Annotated in this window: 21 protein-coding genes; 2 read left to right on the forward strand and 19 right to left on the reverse strand. The window is 31.4% G+C overall.

Annotated elements, in window-relative coordinates:
• Window positions 1–54 precede the first annotated feature (54 nt).
• The 3 genes from ACFSSB_RS08600 to ACFSSB_RS08610 form a co-directional block, all read right to left on the reverse strand.
• Complete coding sequence (locus tag ACFSSB_RS08600; protein ID WP_379903197.1) at window positions 55–1,032, reverse strand: polyprenyl synthetase family protein; 978 nt, start codon at window positions 1,030–1,032, stop codon at window positions 55–57.
• 73 nt (window positions 1,033–1,105) lie between these two features.
• A complete protein-coding gene (locus ACFSSB_RS08605) occupies window positions 1,106–3,709 on the reverse strand; it encodes an alkaline phosphatase family protein (protein ID WP_379903199.1) in 2,604 nt (867 codons plus the stop codon).
• A complete protein-coding gene (locus tag ACFSSB_RS08610; protein ID WP_379903202.1) occupies window positions 3,696–3,857 on the reverse strand; it encodes a hypothetical protein in 162 nt (53 codons plus the stop codon). The genes ACFSSB_RS08605 and ACFSSB_RS08610 overlap by 14 nt, the downstream gene beginning before the upstream one ends.
• Window positions 3,858–4,086: 229 nt before the next feature.
• Between ACFSSB_RS08610 and ACFSSB_RS08615 the strand changes: the two genes are divergently transcribed.
• Window positions 4,087–4,938, forward strand: coding sequence for a T9SS type A sorting domain-containing protein (locus ACFSSB_RS08615; RefSeq protein ID WP_379903204.1), 852 nt, complete (start codon window positions 4,087–4,089; stop codon window positions 4,936–4,938).
• Between the two features lie 53 nt (window positions 4,939–4,991).
• Here the strand turns inward: ACFSSB_RS08615 and rlmN are convergent, their stop codons facing one another.
• From rlmN to ACFSSB_RS08680, 13 genes are all read right to left on the reverse strand, one after another.
• Window positions 4,992–6,032 (reverse strand): 23S rRNA (adenine(2503)-C(2))-methyltransferase RlmN, encoded by a 1,041-nt coding sequence (rlmN, locus tag ACFSSB_RS08620; protein ID WP_379903207.1) that lies wholly within the window; start codon window positions 6,030–6,032, stop codon window positions 4,992–4,994.
• Between the two features lie 260 nt (window positions 6,033–6,292).
• Window positions 6,293–7,342 (reverse strand): tRNA preQ1(34) S-adenosylmethionine ribosyltransferase-isomerase QueA, encoded by a 1,050-nt coding sequence (gene queA, locus ACFSSB_RS08625; protein ID WP_379903209.1) that lies wholly within the window; start codon window positions 7,340–7,342, stop codon window positions 6,293–6,295.
• Between the two features lie 101 nt (window positions 7,343–7,443).
• Window positions 7,444–8,670 carry a 3-phosphoshikimate 1-carboxyvinyltransferase gene (locus ACFSSB_RS08630; protein WP_379903211.1) on the reverse strand — a complete coding sequence of 409 codons (1,227 nt, stop codon included), beginning with the start codon at window positions 8,668–8,670 and terminating at the stop codon, window positions 7,444–7,446.
• A gap of 68 nt (window positions 8,671–8,738) precedes the next feature.
• Window positions 8,739–9,065: a nucleotide pyrophosphohydrolase gene (locus ACFSSB_RS08635; RefSeq protein WP_379903213.1), complete on the reverse strand. Its 327-nt coding sequence runs from the start codon at window positions 9,063–9,065 to the stop codon at window positions 8,739–8,741.
• Window positions 9,056–9,580, reverse strand: coding sequence for a metal-dependent hydrolase (locus tag ACFSSB_RS08640; protein ID WP_379903215.1), 525 nt, complete (start codon window positions 9,578–9,580; stop codon window positions 9,056–9,058). Before ACFSSB_RS08640 ends, ACFSSB_RS08635 begins: the two co-directional genes overlap by 10 nt.
• Window positions 9,581–11,590 carry a DUF3858 domain-containing protein gene (locus ACFSSB_RS08645; RefSeq protein ID WP_379903217.1) on the reverse strand — a complete coding sequence of 670 codons (2,010 nt, stop codon included), beginning with the start codon at window positions 11,588–11,590 and terminating at the stop codon, window positions 9,581–9,583.
• Window positions 11,591–11,592: 2 nt separating this feature from the next.
• On the reverse strand, window positions 11,593–13,500 hold the full coding sequence (locus ACFSSB_RS08650; RefSeq protein WP_379903219.1) for a DUF3857 domain-containing protein: 1,908 nt from the start codon (window positions 13,498–13,500) through the stop codon (window positions 11,593–11,595).
• A 65-nt stretch (window positions 13,501–13,565) separates the two neighbouring features.
• On the reverse strand, window positions 13,566–14,018 hold the full coding sequence (gene dtd / locus ACFSSB_RS08655) for a D-aminoacyl-tRNA deacylase (protein WP_379903221.1): 453 nt from the start codon (window positions 14,016–14,018) through the stop codon (window positions 13,566–13,568).
• Window positions 14,019–14,091: 73 nt separating this feature from the next.
• Window positions 14,092–15,036 (reverse strand): ribosome small subunit-dependent GTPase A, encoded by a 945-nt coding sequence (gene rsgA / locus ACFSSB_RS08660; RefSeq protein WP_379903223.1) that lies wholly within the window; start codon window positions 15,034–15,036, stop codon window positions 14,092–14,094.
• A gap of 70 nt (window positions 15,037–15,106) precedes the next feature.
• Window positions 15,107–16,189: a chorismate mutase gene (locus tag ACFSSB_RS08665; protein ID WP_379903225.1), complete on the reverse strand. Its 1,083-nt coding sequence runs from the start codon at window positions 16,187–16,189 to the stop codon at window positions 15,107–15,109.
• A 95-nt stretch (window positions 16,190–16,284) separates the two neighbouring features.
• A complete protein-coding gene (locus ACFSSB_RS08670) occupies window positions 16,285–17,142 on the reverse strand; it encodes a prephenate dehydrogenase (protein WP_379903227.1) in 858 nt (285 codons plus the stop codon).
• Window positions 17,143–17,144: 2 nt separating this feature from the next.
• Window positions 17,145–18,287: a pyridoxal phosphate-dependent aminotransferase gene (locus ACFSSB_RS08675; RefSeq protein ID WP_379903229.1), complete on the reverse strand. Its 1,143-nt coding sequence runs from the start codon at window positions 18,285–18,287 to the stop codon at window positions 17,145–17,147.
• Entirely contained in the window at window positions 18,284–19,114 is an 831-nt protein-coding gene (locus tag ACFSSB_RS08680; protein ID WP_379903231.1) for a prephenate dehydratase, read from the reverse strand. The genes ACFSSB_RS08675 and ACFSSB_RS08680 overlap by 4 nt, the downstream gene beginning before the upstream one ends.
• Before the next feature lie 277 nt (window positions 19,115–19,391).
• Between ACFSSB_RS08680 and gldA the strand changes: the two genes are divergently transcribed.
• Entirely contained in the window at window positions 19,392–20,285 is an 894-nt protein-coding gene (gldA, locus tag ACFSSB_RS08685; protein WP_379903233.1) for a gliding motility-associated ABC transporter ATP-binding subunit GldA, read from the forward strand.
• Between the two features lie 59 nt (window positions 20,286–20,344).
• Here the strand turns inward: gldA and ACFSSB_RS08690 are convergent, their stop codons facing one another.
• The 3 genes from ACFSSB_RS08690 to metF all read right to left on the reverse strand — a co-directional run bounded on the left by ACFSSB_RS08690 (window position 20,345) and on the right by metF (window position 23,334).
• Window positions 20,345–21,091, reverse strand: a complete 747-nt coding sequence (locus ACFSSB_RS08690; RefSeq protein ID WP_379903235.1) for a head GIN domain-containing protein — start codon at window positions 21,089–21,091, stop codon at window positions 20,345–20,347.
• A 163-nt stretch (window positions 21,092–21,254) separates the two neighbouring features.
• A complete protein-coding gene (locus tag ACFSSB_RS08695) occupies window positions 21,255–22,349 on the reverse strand; it encodes an acyloxyacyl hydrolase (RefSeq protein ID WP_379903237.1) in 1,095 nt (364 codons plus the stop codon).
• 31 nt (window positions 22,350–22,380) lie between these two features.
• Window positions 22,381–23,334, reverse strand: coding sequence for a methylenetetrahydrofolate reductase [NAD(P)H] (metF, locus tag ACFSSB_RS08700; protein WP_379903239.1), 954 nt, complete (start codon window positions 23,332–23,334; stop codon window positions 22,381–22,383).
• Between the last annotated feature and the right edge of the window lie 40 nt (window positions 23,335–23,374).

A 23,374-nucleotide genomic window follows, 5' to 3' on the forward strand; every position in this document is an offset into this window, starting at 1 on the left:
GTATTACTTTCTATTTATAAAGACGCAAAAAAAATAAAAAAGGTTGCCTGAAGTTTATTTTTTTCTGTCAATTACGTAATTCACCATAAGTTCTAGTGAATTTCTGTATTGACTTTCTGGATATTTTTGAAGTATTTGTAGGGCTTCTTCTTGAAATGCTTTCATTTTAGAAACCGCGTAATCTAAGCCTCCATTTTCTTTAACAAAAGCAATAACTTCTTTCACTCGTTTTTGATCCTTATTATGGTTTTTTATAGAATTGATTAACCATTTTTTATCCTTTTTGTTTGCTTGATTTAGCACATAAATTAAAGGCAAGGTCATTTTTTGTTCTTTAATATCAATTCCAGTAGGTTTACCTATTTGCTCTTTACCATAATCAAACAAATCATCTTTTATTTGAAAAGCCATACCAATGAGTTCTCCAAACTTTCGCATGGTTTCTACGTGGTTAGAATCTGGTTTTACCGATGCAGCACCAAGACTACAACAAGCAGCAATTAAGGTAGCTGTTTTTTGTCTGATGATTTCGTAGTATACGTCTTCAGTAATATCTAGTTTTCTAGCTTTTTCAATTTGAAGTAATTCTCCTTCGCTCATTTCGCGAACTGCAATAGAGATAATTTTTAGTAAATCGAAATCGTTATTATCTATAGAAAGTAGTAAGCCTTTAGAAAGCAAATAATCACCAACAAGAACAGCAATTTTGTTTTTCCAGAGTGCATTGATAGAGAAAAAGCCACGACGACGATTGCTTTCATCTACCACATCATCATGCACAAGAGTTGCTGTATGAATAAGTTCTATTACAGAAGCTCCTCTGTATGTACGCTCGCTAACTTCACCATTAGACACCATTTTAGAAACCAGAAACACAAACATTGGTCGCATTTGTTTTCCTTTTCGGTTAACAATATAGTGTGTAATTCTATTAAGTAAAGCTACTTTAGAAGACATAGAGAGTTGGAACTTTTGTTCAAAAAGTTCCATCTCATAAGCTATTGGTTGTTTTATTTGTTCTACAATTTTCAATAGAAAAAGAGTATAAAATGTGCTGACAAACCTACTAAAAAAGCATGTAAAATACTATTATAGAAGAAACAAATCAGGCTTTGTTTCTGTATAAGGCAGGATCTACACATTTTGCCATTTCTTTTGTATCTAAATCTACACCAATAAAAGAAGTTACTTTTTCTAAAACTTCAGGAGTATTAAAAAGAACATCCTTATAATCTACATAAATAAGCTCTACACTTGGTTCACTATCTTTCCAAGTTTCTACTTGATTTAAGTGCTTATGGTAAGCATCAAATAGTGAAACAGGCAATACATCTGGATTTTTACCAATCATTTTTTGTTGCGATTTCACCACTTCTGTTAAATCACGATTCATAAAAATAACCTTGTATCTATATTTAGGGTCTAGAAACTTTAATAAAGGCGCTACCACTTTTACGGTTTTATTTTGCGCTTTATCTAACCAAGTGTTGTCTTTATGTATAGACATTACTGGGTCATACTCAAAATAACCTTTAGGGTTAGAATCATCTGATTTTCTATTGCCATCTGTTAATACCTCAACACCTCCATCATGAAGCATTTGCATCATAACAGAAGTACCAGAACGCGGTAAACCAGAAACAATTACTATTTGATTATCTCTATATTTATACGCTGCTTTATCTGTTAAATCTATAGATACATTACGTTTTTCTTCTATATTCTCAAGCGCTTTTTCTGCTCTTTTATGTTCTACAGGTTTTAATTTTGCAGCAGTTTCATAAGCTATTTTTGCATTATCTAAATCGCCTAATTTTTCTAGAGCTTCTCCTAAAACATAATGTGCTTCTGGATAATACTTCACCAATTCTATTGCTGTTAATGCATGTTCTGCCGCTTCTTCATAATCATTTAAACGAATTAAAACAGCTGCTAAAGCCTGATGGTATTTAGCTTTATCTATCTCTAAATCTAATGCAGTTTCAAAAGATTCTTTAGCTTCCTCTATTTGATTTAATTGCATGTGAATTTTACCTATTTGATATAAAACTTCTGCATTAGGCTTGTTCTCTTTTGCTTTTTTTAAAACTTCTAGACCTGCATGAACATTTCCTTTACCTACTAATATTTTTGCTTCAGAAAAATACGTATTTATTTCAAAATTTGTATCTAAGGCACGTAACTCATTTAAATAAACCTCAGCATCATCTAACTTATTTCTAATCAAAGAAGTAGACAGCAAATCGATATAGAATGGAATTAAATCAATTATAGATTTACCTATTTGGATTCCTGATTTTTTAATCTGTTCTGGTGTTTTTCCTTTTAAATCACTTTCTTGATATACAGGGTAAGGTTCATTAATTAATTCTAGTAGAATTTCTGTTGCTTTTTCAAAATCTTTTTTACCTAGAAACACTCTAGCTAAATTATGTTTTAAATCACATTTTGTTTTTAGTATTGCTGTTTCAATTCTTTCATCTGGCTTGTCAATATAACCTAGATCTACCAATTGTTGCATCGTTTCTTGATCATTTAAAGAATCTGTATCTCCAGTTCCCTCTATTTGCGCAAAATCACCTTCCACATTTTCCCAACTATCAATATACTTTGGCTTTGTAGGTTCTTTAAATATATCTAAAGCTACTTTACCATCCATATCTTTTCCTATAGGTAAGTCAAACATATGTAAAATGGTTGGTGCAATATCTATTAATCCTAGACCAAAGACTTTTTCGTTTTGTTTAATGTTAGGACCTGCAGCTACAAACATACCGAATTGTCGATGCTCTAAAGCTGGAGCTGCTGGATATTTAGGCATTTTTAAAATACGTTTATGACCAGACTCAAAACCATGATCTGACATGACAATAATAGTGGTATCATCATCTACTAATTCCATAGTACGCTCTAACATCATGTCTTGAATTTTATAGGCACTAACAACGGCATCCTTATAAATATCATATGCTTCTTGAGATACACCTTGCAACTTTGGTGGATGATATTTCATAAAAGAATGGCAAAAATGATCTATTAAATCGTAATACACAGCCATAAAATCCCATTCTGTAGTACGCATTACATTAGTAGCTGCTGCATGAACACTAGAGTTTTCTGCTAGAATTTTAGCAAAAGCTCCTAAACCTTTATCTTTTTTTTGATCTATTTTTGCTGCATTTGGTATACAAGGTAGAATATGCGCTTCTGTAATTTCATAAGGAAATATGCGTAGATCCTCTATTTCTTTACTTAACGATTCTGGATGAACAGTTCCTTTTACTATAGGGCTTTTCTGCTTAGGATTTTTATTTACTTTTTGAAATTTATCGGAAATAATTACACCATTAATAGGTTCTGCTGGAAAACTTGGCCACCAACCCACTAAGTTACTTTTGTAGCCTTTATGATGTAAAATATTCCATAAAGCTTTAACTTTTCTAGAATTTGTAGTTACAGGGCGAACACCTTTCATATTTGGCATTAACTCTATAAAACCTAAAACACCATGTTTATCTGGTGTTTTACCTGTAGCAACCGAAGACCAAAGCATTGGAGAGTACGGCGGATTCATGGTGCTCATGTTACCATAAACCCCTTTATCCATTAGTTTTTTTAGAGCTGGCATTTCTCCTTTGGCTATTAAGGGCCAAATAACATCCCAATCTGCGGCATCCCAACCTATTAACAACACTTTATTTTTGGCCATTAGAATTCTCGTTATTTTTATTCATTTTACTTTTTACTTTTCTCCATTCTCGCAATCCTATATCCCCAAATGCTAAAAGCCCTAAAGATCCTTCTTTAGGTATTTTAAACTCGGCAAGGTTTTCCGATTTTTTCTTATTTAAAGACATAACTAATGATTTTGTATAAAAAAACAAAACATAATATATATATCCTAATTTTCAGATTTCAGAAACTTATTATTTCATAATTATTAATAAAAATCCTACAAAATTATAAGATTGATAAAAAAACAAGATTATAAAACATTTAACATATACATTTTTTTTCTTACAATAGAAATTTATTACCTTGTACTTTCACAAACTTTTGATTTACAAATATTTAATTCATTCCACTATGAAAAAAACTACTTTAACTACTTCTAAAAACCTATCGAAACGTTTAGCTCAATATGGTGCTTTAACAGCTGCTATAGCAGGTGTAGCAGATGCTAATGGGCAGATTATTTACACAGATATAGCTGATGTAACTATTGATGGAGTTAACCCTGCATACACTCTGGATCTAAATAATGAAACGTCTGGTGATTATTTATTAAGAGTACAACCAAACGATTCTTTTGGTAATCCTGCTGCAAATCCTGCTGCATTTCTTTTTCCTATTACTAGTAGCTACTATAACTCGAATAGAATTGTAGGATCTTCTTCTTTTGGATATCAATATCCATATAACTTAAACGCAGGAGCTATAATTAGCTCTGGAAATAACCTTATGGCATCTTATGCTAGAGGAGACATGAACTGGAATAGTTGTGCATACCCAAATAGCCAATTTTGTGATGGTAATGATGGTTATTTAGGTTTTCATTTTGCTATTGGAACAGATACTCACTATGGTTGGGCAAGAGTTCAAGTTGCAACAAACCCTTTAACCATGACTATTAAAGATTACGCATACAACTCTGTTGCAGGCGAACCAATTGAAGCAGGACAAACACTATTAAGTGTTAATGATTATGCCATCAATGAGGTTAAAATTATAAGTTTAAATAAAACAGTTGCACTTTACAATTTACCAGAAAACACAGACTATAAACTTTTAGATATATCTGGAAAAGCGGTAATGCAAGGTTCTATAAATGACAACACGTATGTTATTGAAGCAAATTCTTTATCTAATGGTATTTATATTGTAGAACTTACAGATACTTTTACTAAAGCTGTAATACGTAAGAAGATAGTTTTATAAAAAGCTAAGATTATAAATAAAAAAAGGCTTTCATTAAATGAAAGCCTTTTTTATTATTTTTTATTTGCTAGTTGCCCACAAGCAGCATCAATATCTTTACCTCTAGAACGCCTTACTGTTACAGTAATATTGTTTTTTTCTAAAATAGACACATACATATCTGTTGCAGCACTATCTGCTTGCTGAAACTCACCATCATCAATCGGGTTGTATTCTATTAAATTTACTTTACTTGGTGCAAATTTACAGAACTGCACCAAAGCTTCTGCTGCTTCTTTGGTATCATTAATGCCTCGCCAAACTACATACTCATAGGTAATTCGGTTTTTGGTTTTTTCGTACCAATACACTAAAGCTTCGCGTAAATCTTTTAAAGGAAAAGTAGCGTTAAATGGCATAATAGATGTACGCACTTCGTCTATTGCAGAGTGTAAAGAAACTGCTAGTTTAAACTTCACCTCATCATCTGCCATTTTTTTAATCATTTTTGGCACTCCAGAAGTAGAAACTACAATACGTCTTGGCGACATACCTAATCCTTCTGGTGATGTAATTTTATCTATAGCTTTTAGTACATTGTTATAGTTCATGAGTGGTTCTCCCATACCCATAAAAACAATATTACTTAATGGCTTGTTATGGTATAACCTACTTTCTTTATCTATAGCAACTACTTGATCGTAGATTTCATCTGGATTTAGATTACGCATACGCTTTAATCGTGCTGTTGCACAAAATCTACAGTCTAAACTACAACCTACTTGACTAGAAACACATGCTGTAGTTCTTGTTTTTGTTGGAATTAAAACCGATTCTACAATTAAACCATCATGTAAACGCACAGCATTTTTTATGGTACCATCGTTACTTTTTTGCATGGTATCTACACGTATGTGATTGATAACAAAGTTATCTTCTAGCATTTGTCTGGTTTCTTTAGAGAGGTTGGTCATGTCTTCAAAAGTATGTGCAGACTTACTCCATAACCACTCATATACTTGGTTACCACGAAATGCTTTATCGCCTTGTTTTACAAAGAATTCTCTTAGTTGTTCTTTGTTTAATGCTCTAATATCTTTTTTTGTTGTTGCCATAGCTTTGCAAAAGTAGTGAAACGAATTACGATTTACGAATTTAGATGCATATTACTAGTTTAGAAGTTGCGCACTTGCCATGGGAAAGCGCATTAGCGATTGAACGGTCTGTTTGAGCTCCTCGCAGAGAGCGAGTAGTGAAAGCGCGACGTTTTGCTATTCTGAAAGGTTTATTTATAAAAACCTGGAAGCTTTTAGCAAAAGGGAATGCCATAAAAAAAGCCTCTAAAAAAAGAGGCTTTATATAGGTGTTATTTTTATTATATGATTAGCATGGCGTCACCATAACTGTAGAAATTGTATTTTTCTTTTATTGCTTCTTGGTATGCTTTTAGTATAAAATCATGTCCTGCAAAGGCTGATGCCATCATTAAAAGGGTTGATTTTGGTGTATGAAAGTTTGTAATCATACAGTTAGCAATACTAAAATCATAAGGTGGAAAGATGAATTTGTTGGTCCAACCATCAAACTCATTTAGAGTGCCACTTGATGAAACAGAACTTTCTATAGCACGCATTGCAGTTGTACCTACAGCACAAATACGTTTTTTGTTCTTTTTAGCATTGTTTATTATTTCTGCTGCTTTTGCATCAATAGTTACTTCTTCGCTATCCATTTTGTGTTTAGATAAATCTTCTACCTCAACTGGGTTAAAAGTACCTAAACCAACGTGTAGTGTTACTTCTGCTATATCTACTCCTTTTATTTCTAAACGTTTTAAAAGGTGTTTTGAAAAGTGTAAACCTGCTGTTGGTGCTGCTACTGCTCCTTCATTTTTTGCAAAAATGGTTTGGTAACGGTCTTCATCTTCTGGTGTTACTTCTCTTTTTATGTATTTTGGTAATGGTGTTTCACCAAGTTCTGTAAGTTTTCTTCTAAATTCTTGGTAAGAACCATCATAAAGAAAACGTAAAGTTCTACCTCTAGAGGTTGTATTATCAATTACTTCTGCTACTAAGGTTTCATCATCACCAAAGTATAATTTATTACCAATACGTATTTTACGTGCTGGATCTACAAGTACGTCCCAAAGGCGTTGCTCTTCATTAAGTTCTCTTAATAAAAATACTTCAATACGTGCTCCTGTTTTTTCTTTATTACCATATAAACGAGCAGGAAAAACTTTAGTATTATTAAGTATTAATACGTCATCTTCTTCAAAATAATCAATAAGATCTTTGAACATTTTATGTTCAATAGTTTGTTTCTCTCTGTTTAAAACCATTAAGCGAGACTCATCTCTGTTTTCTGCTGGATGCTCTGCTAATAACTCTTCTGGAAGTTCAAATTGGAAGTGTGACAACTTCATTTTATAATTCTGCATGTAGTAGTATTAGATTTTGTAATGTATTTTACAAGAATACAAATATACAATCTCAAAGTAGGGGTTGTCAAGTAAATAGCTAATTATTATTCGGAAAATTTAAAACCAATTGCTTTTAGGTCTTTCCAAAATGTTGGATACGATTTTGAAACCACATCTGCTTCTTCAATAATTATAGATGTTTTTAAGGCTAATGGCGCAAATGCCATTGCCATTCTATGGTCTTGATAGGTTGCTATTTTTATATCTTTATTAATGCTATTTGCAACTTGTAATTCTAGGGTTTTATCTGTAATACTTACTGCTCCTCCTAATTTTTCAATTTCGGTTTTTAAAGCCACTAACCTATCTGTTTCTTTAATTTTTAAGGTATGTAGTCCTTTTAAATCGCATGCAATCCCTAAACCAAAACACGTTACTGCAATAGTTTGTGCAATATCTGGAGAGTTTTTAAGATCTAAAGAAATTACGGTTTGCGCATTAATATCTGCCGACTTTTGAAGGGTTATTTTATTGTCTTTAAACGTTGTTTCTACACCAAACTGTTTATAAATTTCAGCTAAAGATGCATCTCCTTGCAAAGAGTTTTCTTTATAAGATGCTAGTGTAGTTTGGGTGCCAACAGGACTCATTGCAATAATACTATAATAGTAAGACGCAGAAGACCAGTCTGACTCTATTAAACCTTTATTTGCTTGTATGCTAGCCTTAGGTTTTACTGTAATTACATTGTTTTTAAAACTTGTTTCTACACCAATTTCATTTAGCAAAGCCAAGGTCATGTTTATATACGGAATTGATGTTATTTCACCATCTAAGGTAAGCTCTAAACCGTTTTCTAATTTTGGTGCTATTAGCAATAAAGCCGAAATATATTGACTACTTACGTTTGCCTTTAACGTGACTTTATTTTTAGTTATTTGTTTTCCTTTTATTTTTATTGGAGGATAACCAACTTCTTCTTCATAACTAATTTCTACACCTAATTGGGTTAAAGCTTCCACCAAAATAGCAATTGGTCTTTCTTGCATTCTTGAAGAACCTGTAAGTATTACTTCTCTATTGTTTTGAATAGAAAAATAGGCTGTTAAAAAACGCATTGCTGTTCCTGCGTGATGAATGTCTATTACATTTTCTAGAGAAGTTAATGCTTTTTGCATTACTTTAGAATCGTCTGAATTAGATACGTTTTCTAATTGTAAATTAGGAAACAGCGCTTGTAATAACAATAGTCTATTAGATTCACTTTTAGAACCTGTTATTTGTATAGCAGATTGCTTAGCAAGGATTGATTTTTGAAGGTGTATGTTCATAAGTCCATTCTGTCCTTTGGACATCTCTCCCAAAGGGAAAGAAATAAAGGAATTATTTTAATTTTTGATTATTTTAATTTCTCGTTATTGTGGTGACGATCGTGATCGCGTTTTGTTTTTATGTCTAGCTTTTTATCAAAAGCTTCTTGTAAATTAATTCCTGTTTGGTTTGCTAAACATAATACTACAAACATAACATCTGCTAACTCTTCACCAAGGTCTTTATTTTTATCGCTTTCTTTTTCACTTTGCTCGCCATAACGTCTTGCAATTATACGTGCTACTTCACCAACTTCTTCTGTTAGCTGCGCCATATTGGTAAGTTCATTAAAATAACGAACTCCGTGATTTTTAATCCAATTATCTACTTCTAATTGTGCGTTTTTTATGTCCATGCTTTTTTCTTTTTTGCAATAGACAAAGTTATTAAAATAATACTGCAAGGAATAGCGATATAGATTAATTCGCTAATAATTACTTGCATTCCCCATTCTGAAAAAAATTGTTTCACACCAATTGGTGATACTTTAATAATTTTTAGCGGAAAAAAATATCTTTCATTTATAAAAGGAATAAAAAAACCAACACCTTTTCCTCCTGTGGTTAAGGCATCTAAAAGTGCGTGAGAAAGCGTGGAAAGAAATATAACAATAAAGAAAATCTGTTTTCGGTTTTTACCAAATACAAAAGCAAGTAAAACACTCCATAATACTGCAAATAAAATAGAATGCGTAAAACCTCTATGCCCAAAAGGATGCGTATAAGGCACTCCAAATTTAAATACCAACACATCTATATCTGGAAGCATTGCAGAGGCTATTGCCAAAAGCAAAAGTAATTTACTGGTTTTAGAGTCTATTACTTTTGCTGTTGTATAGGCAACGAAACCATGACCAAAAACAGAAGCCATTTACACCTTTTTAAGTACTATTTGTTCGGTTTGTTTTTTAACTACTAAATCAAAAAACTTCTTGAACTCTACATACTCCTGAGGCATAATGAGTGTTTTATTAATATCTAAGTTTGTAGTAATCTGTAATAAATCATTGGTTTGTTTTACCAAATAAGTAAAACCACCATCATTAACATTAAATTGAATTTTTACACTTTCTGGCAAAGACTCTACTTGATACCCTTGAGGAATTTTAATATTAATTACATTTTTTTCGGAAACAGGATAGGTAAAATCTATAGGATACTCTCTAGTTTCTTGTTTAAACACGTTTTCTTCTGGAGCTAAAAATAACAACGAAGAGAAGTATAGTTTATCTGCTATTTCTTCTATTCCGTTTTGTAAGTTATATTCATAAGAAATAAGAATTGGTTTACTTATTTCGTTTTTAGACTTTACATCTACATTGCTTACTTCAATATCTCCTTTTCCTTCTTCAATAGATAAAACATATTGCTCATCACTATACGTGTTAAAATCTTCTCTATGTGACAGCGCAAAATGATTGGTTAATTGCTGTCTTACTTTACCAGAAACAGAAAAGTCTTCATTAATAGTAGCATTTAGGTAGTTTATTTGTTTAGAATTTTGACTTGGTTGTAGGCTTAACCACGCTGAGCTGTCATCTTCTCTAACAATTCTACCTTTCCAGTTTAGTATGTTTACAGGCAATACATTTGCTGTTGCATACAAATTTGAAGCATCTAGCAAGACTGTTCCTTCTTGAAATTCTATAGCTGCAATTACATAATTAAAACCATCCATAGTTGGTGTATAAGGTATTCCGTTACTTCTAGTACTTATAAGAACAGGGTTTGCGTTTAAGCCACTATATCTTAACATAGCAACTAGCATTAAGTTAATGTCTGCTACATTACCAGCACCTTCTTTATATGCTTTAGACACACCAAGGTCTGTATAATAACCTATTAAACCATTTGATTTTACTTTAGTTTTAACAAAGTTGTAAATGGTTGCAGCTTTTTCCATTGGGCTTGTTACTCCTGCAAGCAAAGCATCTAGGTCTTTTTTAAAATATCCTTTTTTATTTAACTGACCTCCAAAATCATCATTACTATAAATAGTTTTTGTTACCTTATCCCAAGAGGTTGTAAAATCATTAGCAGTCTCATTAGGGTATTTAATATACTCTAGTTCTAAAGTTAATTTTGCTTGGTAATTATTTAAATTATCAACATACACTTCGTCTTTTAAAGCCGGAATATTGGTTAAGTCTGCGATAATAATATTCTTTTGATAGTCTACTGCAGACGAATTGTACTTAGAACCTTTTGTTCCTGTTGAATATCTATCAAATCCACCAAGCGTAATTTTAGATTGCTCATAAGATCTATCAAGTTTTGGATAATACACTGCCTTAGGATTTATTAATGCTTTATAGCCAAAATATTCTGGTGTTGCTACTTTAAAATAATACTTATTAATTGGTATTGTTTTTTGAAACGCAATATCATCAATATTTATAGATTCTGATTTTATAGTATATTTATATTCTACAACACAACCATCCTTAATATTTGGCATGGTAAATTTTGTGGTCTTCCAGTATTTGTTGTTTTCTTCCTCAAAAATACCATCATTTTTAAGTTTGGCATCTTCTATTTTACCATTTTCTAAGGTATAGGTATATGCTTTTAAGCCCACTAATTTATCTTTATATTTATTGGATGCGTTGTATAACCGTATATTTTTAGTTGCATAATCATATCCATCTTTATTGTATATTTTTATTCTTTCATGCACCTCTACATTTTGAACAAAACCAGTACCTTGAACATATTCAAAATAAATTCGATGTTCTTTATACAATACAGCAGCATTAGCTTCTGGCTCTATTGCATGTTGTGTTTCTTCTAGTTCTGCTTTACTAACTTTACCAAACCTAAAGTCTTGAGAAAAGGTAAATTGTGCTATTAAAAGGGTAATTATTAGTACTTTTATTTTCATATTTAAATATTGGTTTTTAATACTATTTTAGATGTATCGTGTTTTGCTATTTGTAATAAAAAATCTCTGAATTCTTTATATTCTTCTTTACTGTAGTTTCCCTTATTTATTTTTAATTCTCTTTGAAACAGTAAGGTATTTGCATCTTTTTGTGTGATGGCATAATGATACGATCCAAATTTATTGGTTATTGTAACTGTATCTTGCAATGCTTCTACTTGTAATGTTTCTGGTATTGTAATTTTAAAGGTGTTTGTATTTACTTTTCCTCTGTTAATTTGAAAAGGTAAATTTCTTTTTTTATAACGTGGAGGCACGTATTCTTCTTCAAAGAAAACATTGGGTTTTAATAAAATTCGCTGTCCTACTTTAGAAGCATATTTTATTGCTTGAACATCTAACTCTTCTGTAAAAACAATATCTTCTGCGTTATTGTTAAAAGTAATAGCGTTAATTTCTAAATTATTAATTGTATTAAAATAGTCTTTGTAGTATAATTTTTGATCTTTTTCTAATTCGTTTTCTAAAAAATAATGATTAGAATATCTTGTTCCTTTAGAAACAATTTTCACCTGTGCTGTAATATTTCCGCTATCTTCTAGCTGTATACTTGCGCTGGTTTCTGTTCTATTCTCTTCGGCTGGATATACTTTGGTATGTACAATTTTCCCTCCTTCAGGTGTTACCAATAGCACATCTCTATCATCTGTAAAATTGGCATTATACGCAAAGGGACTAGTTTGGCTGGTACATTCTAACCAAAGATAATCGTTATCTTCTGGTATGCTTAATATGGCATGATTACCTTGTAAAGAAGAAAAACCTTTGTCTATATCTACAATATCATCATCACCATAAACTACTGTATAATACGAATCTACTCCTACCTCTGCCAACAATGATTTTGTGTAGTTTGTTAGTGCTTTACAATCTCCATAACCTAACCTGTCTACTTCTTCTGCTAGCATTGGTTTCCATCCACCAATACCTACTTGCACACTAATATAGCGTGTTTTATTTTGCACATATTGGTATACTATTTTAGCTTTTTCTCTGTTTGTGGTTGCTAATGCTGTTTTTTCTTTTATTTCTTGTTTTATGCTTTCTGGTAATTCTTCGGTTCCTGTAATTAACGCATCATACATCCATTTACCAAAGTCTTGCCAATTGTTATTTACACCACGAACTCCTTCCATATTAAAATCTGTTAATGCTGCATTTAAGTATGGAGCATAGGTTTTAAATGAAGGACTGTACAATTCACTTTTAATGGGTTTTAAGTTTTTGGCGACATAGTTATAATCGCTTTTTTTCTCAATGTTGTAGTTTTCAAAATTTAAGGTTTGTACTTTTACTTTTGAAGTAGATGCATTTGTAATTTTATATTCTGCATTTTCTGTACTTGTATAAAAACCTTCAATTGGTCTCCAACTAGGTATATACGCTGTTGATTTATAAACCACTTCTACATCAAACATCATGGTATATGGATAACTTGTTGGTGTGTAGTTTAAATACTTCACTCGGTTATCTGAAAATAATGTACCTCCACTAACAGCACTTACATCTAAAAAATCTTTTTCTCTAAACTTCTTTATCTCTTCACCATGTGCATTATAAATTCTTGCTTGTAGATTTTTTATATTAGTATTCTTATCATAGTATTGGTAAGCTCCTTGTTTGCTATCGCCTTCTTTATTAAAAATAGTTATAATACGTTTATTGGTATACACCATTGCGTCATAATCTTTAATTTCTATATGAATAAGATCTGACCTAACCACAGCATTTGCATTTACTCTTAAAGAAAGTGGTACTGTTGTAGAATTAAACAAACTTTCATCTTGGGCTTGTGTTGCAAAAAAAGAAATAAATAAAAAAAGTACAAGTAGGTATTGTTTTAAAATCACTTAGTTAAGTTTAGGATTTTAAAAATACTAATTTTTAATACTTTACAAAAAATACTATACTTTTTTTATGCTTTATTTTTTGTATCTATTATTATAGTAACTGGTCCATCATTTAAAAGTGCTACTTGCATATCTGCACCAAACTCTCCTGTTTGTACTGCTTTACCAAGATCTTTTTCTATTTGACTAATAAAATCTTGATACAAAGGAATAGCAACATCTGGTTTTGCTGCTTTAATATAACTAGGTCTGTTTCCTTTTTTGGTATTTGCGTGTAAGGTAAATTGACTAACTACAATAGCATCTCCATTACTAGTTTTAAGCGAATTATTCATCACACCATCTGCATCATTAAAAATACGAAGGTTAGCTATTTTATTAGACAACCATTGGATGTCTTCTTGGGTATCTTCTGGAACAATACCTAATAGTATTAATAAACCTTGTTGAATAGATGCTACTTGTTTACCTTCAATAGTAACACTTGCTTGAGAAACTCTTTGTATAACTGCTTTCATGATTTAAAACTCTCTTACTATTAATTTATCTACACTTAAAAGGCAGCAAGTTTTTTGCCTTAGTAGGAATATATTAATTATAGTTATCTGTTCTGTAATGCTCGTCTTCGCCTTCAATAATACTTACATAACTTCTGTAGCGTGAATAGGCAATTTCGTCATTTTCTACTGCTTTTTTAATAGCACATTTAGGTTCTTCAATATGTAAACAGTTATTGAATTTACAGTCTTGTTTTAACGCAAAAAACTCTGGAAAATAGTCACTAACTTCTTCTTTTTCCATATCTACAATTCCGAAACCTTTTATTCCTGGAGTATCTATAATTTTAGCATTAAAGCTAAGATCAAACATTTCTGCAAAGGTAGTAGTGTGTTGTCCTTGGCTATGTTGTGTAGAAATTTCTTTTGTTTTTAAGTCTAAATTAGGTTCAATAGCATTTACAAGTGTAGATTTACCAACACCAGAATGTCCTGCAAACATGCTTACTTTGTCTTGCATCATGCTTTTAACCTTCTCTACATTTTTACCTGTAGTTGCAGATATACCAATACACTCATAACCAATACTTCTGTATACATGAGCTAGATAGCGAACCTCATCTAGAGTTTCTTTATCATACACATCTATTTTATTAAAAAGTAAAATGGTTTTAATAGAATAAGCTTCTGCTGTTACTAAAAAGCGATCTATAAAAGAGGTAAATGTTGGCGGATTATTTATAGTAACCAATAAAAACACTTGGTCTATATTTGAAGCAATAACATGAGTTTGCTTAGAAAGGTTTACCGATTTACGAACAATATAATTTTTTCTATCGTGTATATAGTTAATTACACCTGTTTCTGTATCGTTTTTGGTTTCTAACTCAAAATCTACATGATCACCAACAGCAATTGGGTTGGTACTTTTAATACCTTTAAGCCTAAATTTTCCTTTTATTCGGCACTCATAAGTCTTACCGTTTTCTGTTTTTACGGTATACCAACTTCCTGTAGATTTGTAAACTAGTCCTTTCATTAATGCAAAGATGCATAATATGCCATTGGAATACAATAAAAAAGGCTCGCAAATGCGAGCCTTTTAATTTTTAAGCTTTTAAAATCTTTTCTTGATGATTTATAGACTCTTGGTGAATTGCTTTAAACATACGTAAAATAAACTCTTCACTTAATCCTTTTGACTCTCCTTCAAGAACCATTTTTCCTAGAATTTCATTCCATCGTTTGCTTTGTAAAACAGAAACATTTTTTTGCTTTTTTAGAGCGCCAATACCGTCTGCTACTTTCATTCTTTTTCCTAGTAAATCAATAATTTGATTATCTACTACATCTATCTGAGCTCTTAAATTATTAAGTTCTTGATTGTATGCAGCTTCAGGATCTGTTTCTTTTCTTATACGCAAATCTTCCATTATTTGCACTAAAGAATCTGGTGTTACCTGTTGTGCTGCATCACTCCACGCGTTATCTGGATCATAGTGTGTTTCTATCATTAATCCATCAAAATTAAGATCTAATGCTGTTTGTGACACATCAAAAATCATATCTCTTTTTCCTGTAATATGTGAAGGATCATTAATTAAAGGAATATCTGGAAATCTGTTTTGAAATTCAATAGCTAATTGCCATTCTGGAATATTTCTGTATTTTGATTTTTCGTAAGTAGAAAAACCTCTATGTATGGCTCCTAGGTTTTTAACTCCTGCAGTATATAATCTTTCAATACCACCTAACCATAAAGATAAGTCTGGATTTACCGGATTTTTTACTAGCACAATTTTATCTGTTCCTTGTAAAGCATCTGCAATTTCTTGCATGATAAATGGACTTACAGTAGATCGTGCACCAATCCATAATAAATCTACATCATTTTCTAATGCTAATTTTACATGTGCTGCATTAGCAACCTCTGTACAGGTTTTCATACCTGTTTCTTCTTTTACTTTTTTTAACCAATTTAAACCTAAAGCACCAACACCTTCAAAATTTCCTGGTCTTGTTCTAGGTTTCCATATTCCTGCTCTAAAGTAATTTACATCAGTATCTTTTAACTGATGTGCAATTTTTAAAACTTGCTCTTCTGTTTCTGCACTACATGGTCCTGCTATTACTAGTGGATGATCTAACTTCATGTCATCTAACCATGTTCTTAATTCTTTTTTGTTTTCCATAATTTTAAATATTCCAAAAATAAAATTCCAAATTTCAAAAAGCATTAATGCTATTTCCTTTTAATTGGTATTTAGTTTTTGCGTTTTGTAAAGTGTTATTCTATTCCGTTTAATATGTCTTTTATTCTATTGGTGTTTTCCATTTCTTTAAAAACAGTTTCAAAATCTTCCTTTTGAATCTTTTCTTTAAAATGTGTAAGATTGCTTATATATTCTTCTAAAGTTTCAATTACATTTTCTTTATTCTGCTTAAAAATTGGTGTCCACATAGCAGGACTACTTTTTGCCAAACGTACTGTTGAGGCAAATCCACTTCCTGCCATATCAAAAATATCACGTTCGTTATTTTCTTTATCTATTACTGTTTTCCCTAACATAAAGGCACTAATGTGTGATAAATGTGAAACGTAAGCAATGTGTTTATCATGAGCTTCAGGATTCATGTACCGAATACGCATGCCCATAATTTGAAAAATGGTTAATGCTTTTTCTTGAAGCTTAAATGCTGTTTTTTCTATTTCGCATATAATGTTTGTTTTGTTTTTAAACAAACCTAATAATGCTGCTTTAGGACCAGAAAACTCAGTTCCTGCTATAGGATGTGTTGCTAGAAAATTTCTTCGCTTTGCGTGATTTTCTACTACTTTACAAATATCGCTTTTAGTAGAACCAACATCCATTACCAAAGCATCATCAGACACAAGGTCTAGTACTTCTGGCAATAATTTTACAGAAACATCTACAGGAACTGCTAGTATTACAAAATCTGCATTTGCCACATCTTTTAATGTTGCTTTAAAATCTATAACTTTTAGTTCTAAAGCTTCTTTTAAATGTGTTGGATTAGAATCTACACCAAACAAGCTAATGTTAGGATTTAAGTTTTTTACATCTCTAGCAATGCTTCCTCCTATTAATCCTACTCCTATTACATATATATTTTTTACACTCATAATTATATTCTTGCTAGTGCTTCTTCTAACTCCTCTGTCGATGCACATAATGAAAACCTAACATATCCTTCTCCTTGTGATCCAAAAATCGTTCCTGGAGCTATAAATATGTGGTTTTCTTTTAACAGCATATCTATAAATTCTTCCGATTTAAAATGTGGTGGTAATTTTGCCCAAACAAATAATCCAGAAGCATTTTTATTATAGGTACAGTTTAAAGCATCTGCTAGTTTCCATACCAATTCGCGTCTTTGTTTATACACACTGTTTAAGCTATTGTACCACATTGAAGAACATTTTAAAGCTTCAATGGCTCCTTTTTGTATACCATAAAACATACCAGAATCCATATTACTTTTCACTTTTATTATTGCTTCTATATGTTTTGCGTTTCCTAAAACCATTCCTACTCTCCAGCCAGACATATTAAATGTTTTACTTAATGAGTTTAGCTCTAAGCAAACGTCTTTTGCTTTTTTTACACTTAAAATACTTGTTGGTTCTTCATTTAAAACAAAACTATACGGATTGTCATTTACCACTAAAATATTGTGCTTTCTAGCAAATTCTACAACCTCTTTAAACAACTGTTTGGTTGCTTTAGCTCCTGTTGGCATGTGTGGATAGTTAAGCCACATAATTTTTACTTTGCTTAGGTCTTGCTTTTCTAATTCTTTTAAATTAGGCAACCATCCTTTGCTTTCTTCTAAATTATAAAACACAGGTTTAGCACCTATTAATTTAGTAACCGAAGCATAGGTAGGATAACCAGGATTTGGTATAAGTACCTCATCACCTTCATTTAAAAAAGCCATAGAAATATGCATAATACCTTCTTTGCTTCCCATTAATGGCAACACCTCTGTAGTAGGACTTACATGTACCGAAAACTGCTCTTTATAAAAAGAGGTGATGGCCTCACGTAGTTCTGGCAAACCTTGATAGCTTTGGTATTTATGCGCTGTAGCATCTTGCATGCTATTTAATATTGCTGTTACTACTTTGGTTGGTGGCTGTAAATCTGGACTACCAATACCTAAATTAATAATGGGTTTACCATTAGCTTTAAGCAAGTTTACTTCACGCAATTTTCTTGAAAAATAGTATTCTTCTACTGTATGTAATCTGTCTGCTACTTGTATCATTGTAGTTTTGCGTTTTTGTATTCGCCCAATATTTTAAAATCTTGTGCCATAATTTTTAATATGGATTTTGCTTTTTTATAATCTTCATAATCATCAAAAGTAACATCAACAAAAAAGGCATAACTCCAAGGAGTTTCAATTTTTGGTAAGGATTGTATTTTTGTTAAACTCAATTTACAATCACTCATTACATTTAATATGGTTGCTAAGCTTCCTCTTTTGTGTTCTAACTCAAACTTTACCGAAGCTTTATTAATTTCACTTTCTGGAAATTCATGATTTTCTCTTTTTACAATTACAAAGCGTGTTTCGTTTAGCTTTATAGTTTGAATACTCTTTGCTAAAATGTTTAATTCAAAAATATCTGCAGCTAAAACACTTGCAATAGCGCCAACATTTTTTAAATTATTTTTATGAATACGCTGTGCAACCTCTGCTGTATCCTTATCTTCTATTAGTTTAATGTGCGGATATTTTTTAAAAAACTCTTTACATTGTAACAATGCCATAGGATGCGAATGCACCTCTGTAATATCTGCTATATCTTGATTTGGTAAAGCCATTAAATTGTGCTGTATATCTAGATATTGCTCACCTACAATATGCAAATTATGACTATCTATTAATGCATAATTTGGTATTATAGATCCTGCTATAGAGTTTTCTAAAGCCATAATTACAGCATCTACTTTTTTAGCTAAAAGATTTTCTACAGTGGCATCAAAAGTCAAGCATTCTTTAACATGCATCTGATTTCCAAAATATTGCTCAGATACAATATGATGAAAAGACCCTTTTACTCCTTGAATTGCTACAGATTTTATCATAAAAAAAAAGCCTCGATATTTCGAGACTTGTTGTTTAATTTATATTTAATATACATATATAACGTCTCGCCTTTTACTTAAAAAAGAAATAGAACCAGCTATAAAATGTAAAATTTGTTTTCATACTTATAATAATAAGGCTAATGTACTTAATTATATGAAATAACAAAATTGTATAAATAGTTTTTTTTGCTTTAGGTTTAATTTTTAAAGATTTAGTAGTTATTAATCTAATAAATTATATAATTACTATTATTTTTGAAGAAACTATTTATACATGTCTATTGAAGTTACAAACATTTCTAAAGTATACGGAACGCAAAAAGCGTTAAACCAGATATCTTTTAAAGTAAACAAACCAGAAGTTGTTGGTTTTCTGGGTCCTAATGGTGCAGGAAAATCTACAATGATGAAAATACTAACCACCTATTTAGATGCTACTGAAGGTGAAGCAAAGGTGAATGGCCATGATGTAAATAACAATACCAAACAAGTACAGCAAAGTGTTGGCTATTTACCAGAACACAACCCTTTGTATTTAGAGCAGTATGTAAGAGAATACCTTGCTTTTAATGCGCAAGTGTATGGTGTTGGTAAAAATAGAATTAATGAGGTTATAGAACTTACAGGATTAACTCCTGAAGCACATAAAAAAATAGGTCAACTATCTAAAGGGTATAGACAGCGTGTTGGTTTAGCAAATGCGCTTTTACACAATCCTGATGTTTTAATTTTAGACGAACCCACTACTGGTTTAGACCCAAATCAATTGGTAGACATTAGAAACTTAATAATCAATATAGGTAAAGAAAAAACAGTCTTCTTATCTACACATATTATGCAAGAAGTAGAAGCTATGTGTGACAGAGTTATTATTATTAATAAAGGTGAAATTGTTGCCAACAAAACCTTAAAAGAACTTAGAGACGAAAAAGAACAAGTAGTTATTGTAGAATTTGATTACAGAGTAGAAGATGCCTTTTTACTAAGATTACCAAAGGTAAAAAGCGTAAAAAACACGCACGATTTTATTTATGAAATCACTTTTGAAACCTCACAAGATATGCGCTCTCACGTGTTTGATTTTGCTCATGATAACGAGTTAAAAATACTGCAGCTAAACCAAAAGAATGCTAGCTTAGAAAGTTTGTTTAGAGAATTGACGAGTTAGGTGTTAGGTGTTAGGTAACCTAAGCATATTTTTTATTACTAATAAACCACACCTAAAAATTACTCAAAAATCAATCTTCCATCATAAAACTCTTCTACAGCTATTGTTGCTGGTTGGTTAAAAGAAATAACATCTCCTGTACTTCTAATTTCACCTGCAATAGATACTTGCGGATTTACAAGAATATCATTAGTTCCTCTGTGGTAAACATCTACCTCTTGAGCAATTAGGTTTTCGCCTTGAAAACGTCCTGTACCTGAGAAAAACCCAACATATAAATGTTGCGTACTACCAGAAATATAAAACGATGAAATATTATTACCTACTACATTTAAATTTTGCGAGTTTACCTGTAATTTAAAATCGCCAACAGTAATACTTCCTGGCGCATTAAAATCTTCTGAAAACAATTTTAAATCGGCATAATGTAAAACACCATCACTAGAAATATCATATTGTGTAGAACTTCTAATTTCCGTAATATTTGGTGCGCTTACATATACTTTGGTTATACCATAATCGCGTATATAATTACAAGAATTATGATCTGTAAGTTGTAGCTCATTATTTACCACTTTTGCTTCCACATCATTTAATAAGTTTTCACCAGTTTCAATAACTACTTCAAAATCTATATCTTGTTTAAGTATAAGCTCTACGTCTTTATTTACTAGAATTTTTTCAAAAGAAGACACAAACACTTCTTCCTGTACAATACTTCCTGCTTTTTGAAAGCAATCGTTAGCATCTTCGTTATTGCACGAAAAAACAAATAATATAATAAGTATGTATATGCCGTTTTTCATGTATGTTTTTTTATTGTTTTTTTTAGCTGTCACATGCTGTTTGTTATAAATCATTTAATTATCGCTAATGATTCTACTAAAATGGACTCATAACTCTTTCGTTCTAGCAACACCTTTCCTTAAAAAAAGAGAAGGATTTTTTATATTAAATTTATGCTTCCTATTACAATCTAATACCTACACCAAGCTCTACAGCTTCCGCTTTTGCACCATGTGATTTTAAGGTTAATGCAGCAAACCATTTTTCGCCAAAATAGCGTTTTGCTCCTATTCTTAAATAGGTTCTTCCTTCAAAATCATAAGGATAGTACACATAATAACCAAACTGTGTTACCACAGACATTTTGTTTATAAATAACTCATGACCAGCAAAAACACCAACACGTTTATAATCTGCACTACCATCTTCACCTGCTTCAGGAAAAGCAGCTGCGCGATATTTTATATATTCTTTTAAAAAATTAGAAAAGAAAACATCTGTACCCAATTGCACAGCACTTTTATGGTTTAAGCGTTTATCTGCATAAGCCGAAAGTATATAAAAAGGAAACTGGCCACTACCTACAACATCACTTTCATTTACACCACTTCTAAACACAAGGTTGTATTTTATAGGTTGTGTAAATTTTTCATTTGTTAAGGTATGCAAGTATTCGGCATCTTGCTCATCTAAATTATATGTAACACCAACATTAAAAGCTATAGTATTTACACTTGTATTTGGTGCTTTTACATTAGCGTTAGAGTAATGCAAAAGGGTTAAACCTGCTTGCACACCAAAACGATTAAAAACACGCTCTTTTTTATAATTTATCATAGCATAAGTACTACTTAAAATAGTAGAACCAAAAGCTACATTTTTATAATTGTCTACCTTATCATAAGGGTTGCTAGCATAAGCCAAACCTTGACCAAGACGAAGCATTAAGTTTCTATTTAAAAAGTAAAAATTATAATGCGCATACAACGAAATATTATTACCAAGCACACTGTTTTTAAAATCCTGATAACCTAATGACAATCCGTAATCCGGATAATTATAACGTTGTTGCCAATCTTCTTCACCAAAAGTTTTAGTGTTCCAACTTAAAAGAAACCCTTCAGGATGCCCTTGAATTAAATGTGTTATATCATCATTATGTACAGCAATATTTCCTGTAAAATAATTTACATCAAAATAAGCCTTTGTAGTTTTCTTTTCTTGCGAAAAAACGCAAGTACAAAACACACAAATAAAGTAGGTTAATAAACGCTTCATTAAATTTAGTTAGAGCACAAAAGTATAAAATTTAAAATAAAGCAGAAGCAATGGTTTTTATATTATCGCTCTTTCCCATAGAATAAAAATGAAGCACAGGAACTCCTGCTTTTTGCAACTCTTTAGATTGCTTAATTGCCCACTCTACGCCTACTTGTCTTACCTGTTTATTGTCTTTACAATTTTCTACAGCTTGAATTAAATCTTCTGGCAAATCAATTTTAAAAACCTGAGGTAATAATTGCAAATGTCTTTGTACAGCAATTGGTTTTATTCCTGGAATAATAGGCACATTAATTCCTGCTGCTTTTGCTGCCTCAACAAACTGAAAGTATTTTTCATTATCAAAAAACATTTGTGTAACCACATAATCTGCTCCTGCATCTACCTTTTCTTTTAGTCGTTTTAAGTCGGTTTGTAAAGAAGGTGCTTCAATATGTTTTTCAGGATAACCAGCAACACCAATACAAAAATCAGATTTATCATCTACCTCTATAACATCATGTAAATACTTTCCTTTGTTTAAATCTTGAATTTGTGACACCAAATCTTTGGCATATAAATGACCACCTTTTGCTGCCTCAAAATATTTTTGATGCTTCATAGCATCGCCACGTAAAGCCATGACATTATTAATACCTAAATAATGGCAATCTACTAGTAAATATTCTGTTTCCTCTTTGGTAAATCCACCACACAACACATGAGGCACAGTATCTACATCATACTTATGTTTTATGGCAGCGCAAATACCAAGAGTTCCAGGACGCATTCTAGTTATTTTTCTTTCAAACAAACCCGCTTTATCAATATAAATAAACTCTTCTCTAGAAGTAGTAACATCAATAAAAGGAGGTTTAAACTCCATTAAAGGATCTATATTATTATATAATTCCTGAATATTTTTTCCTTTTTGTGGAGGAATTATTTCAAATGAAAAAAGCGTTTTTCCGTTTGCACTTTTTATGTGTTCTGTTACTTTCATAGTATTGCCCACCAATGTGGAAATCTCTTTAATTAAACTA

This window comes from Lacinutrix gracilariae, assembly GCF_042684485.1.
Taxonomy (GTDB): Bacteria; Bacteroidota; Bacteroidia; order Flavobacteriales; family Flavobacteriaceae; genus Oceanihabitans; species Oceanihabitans gracilariae.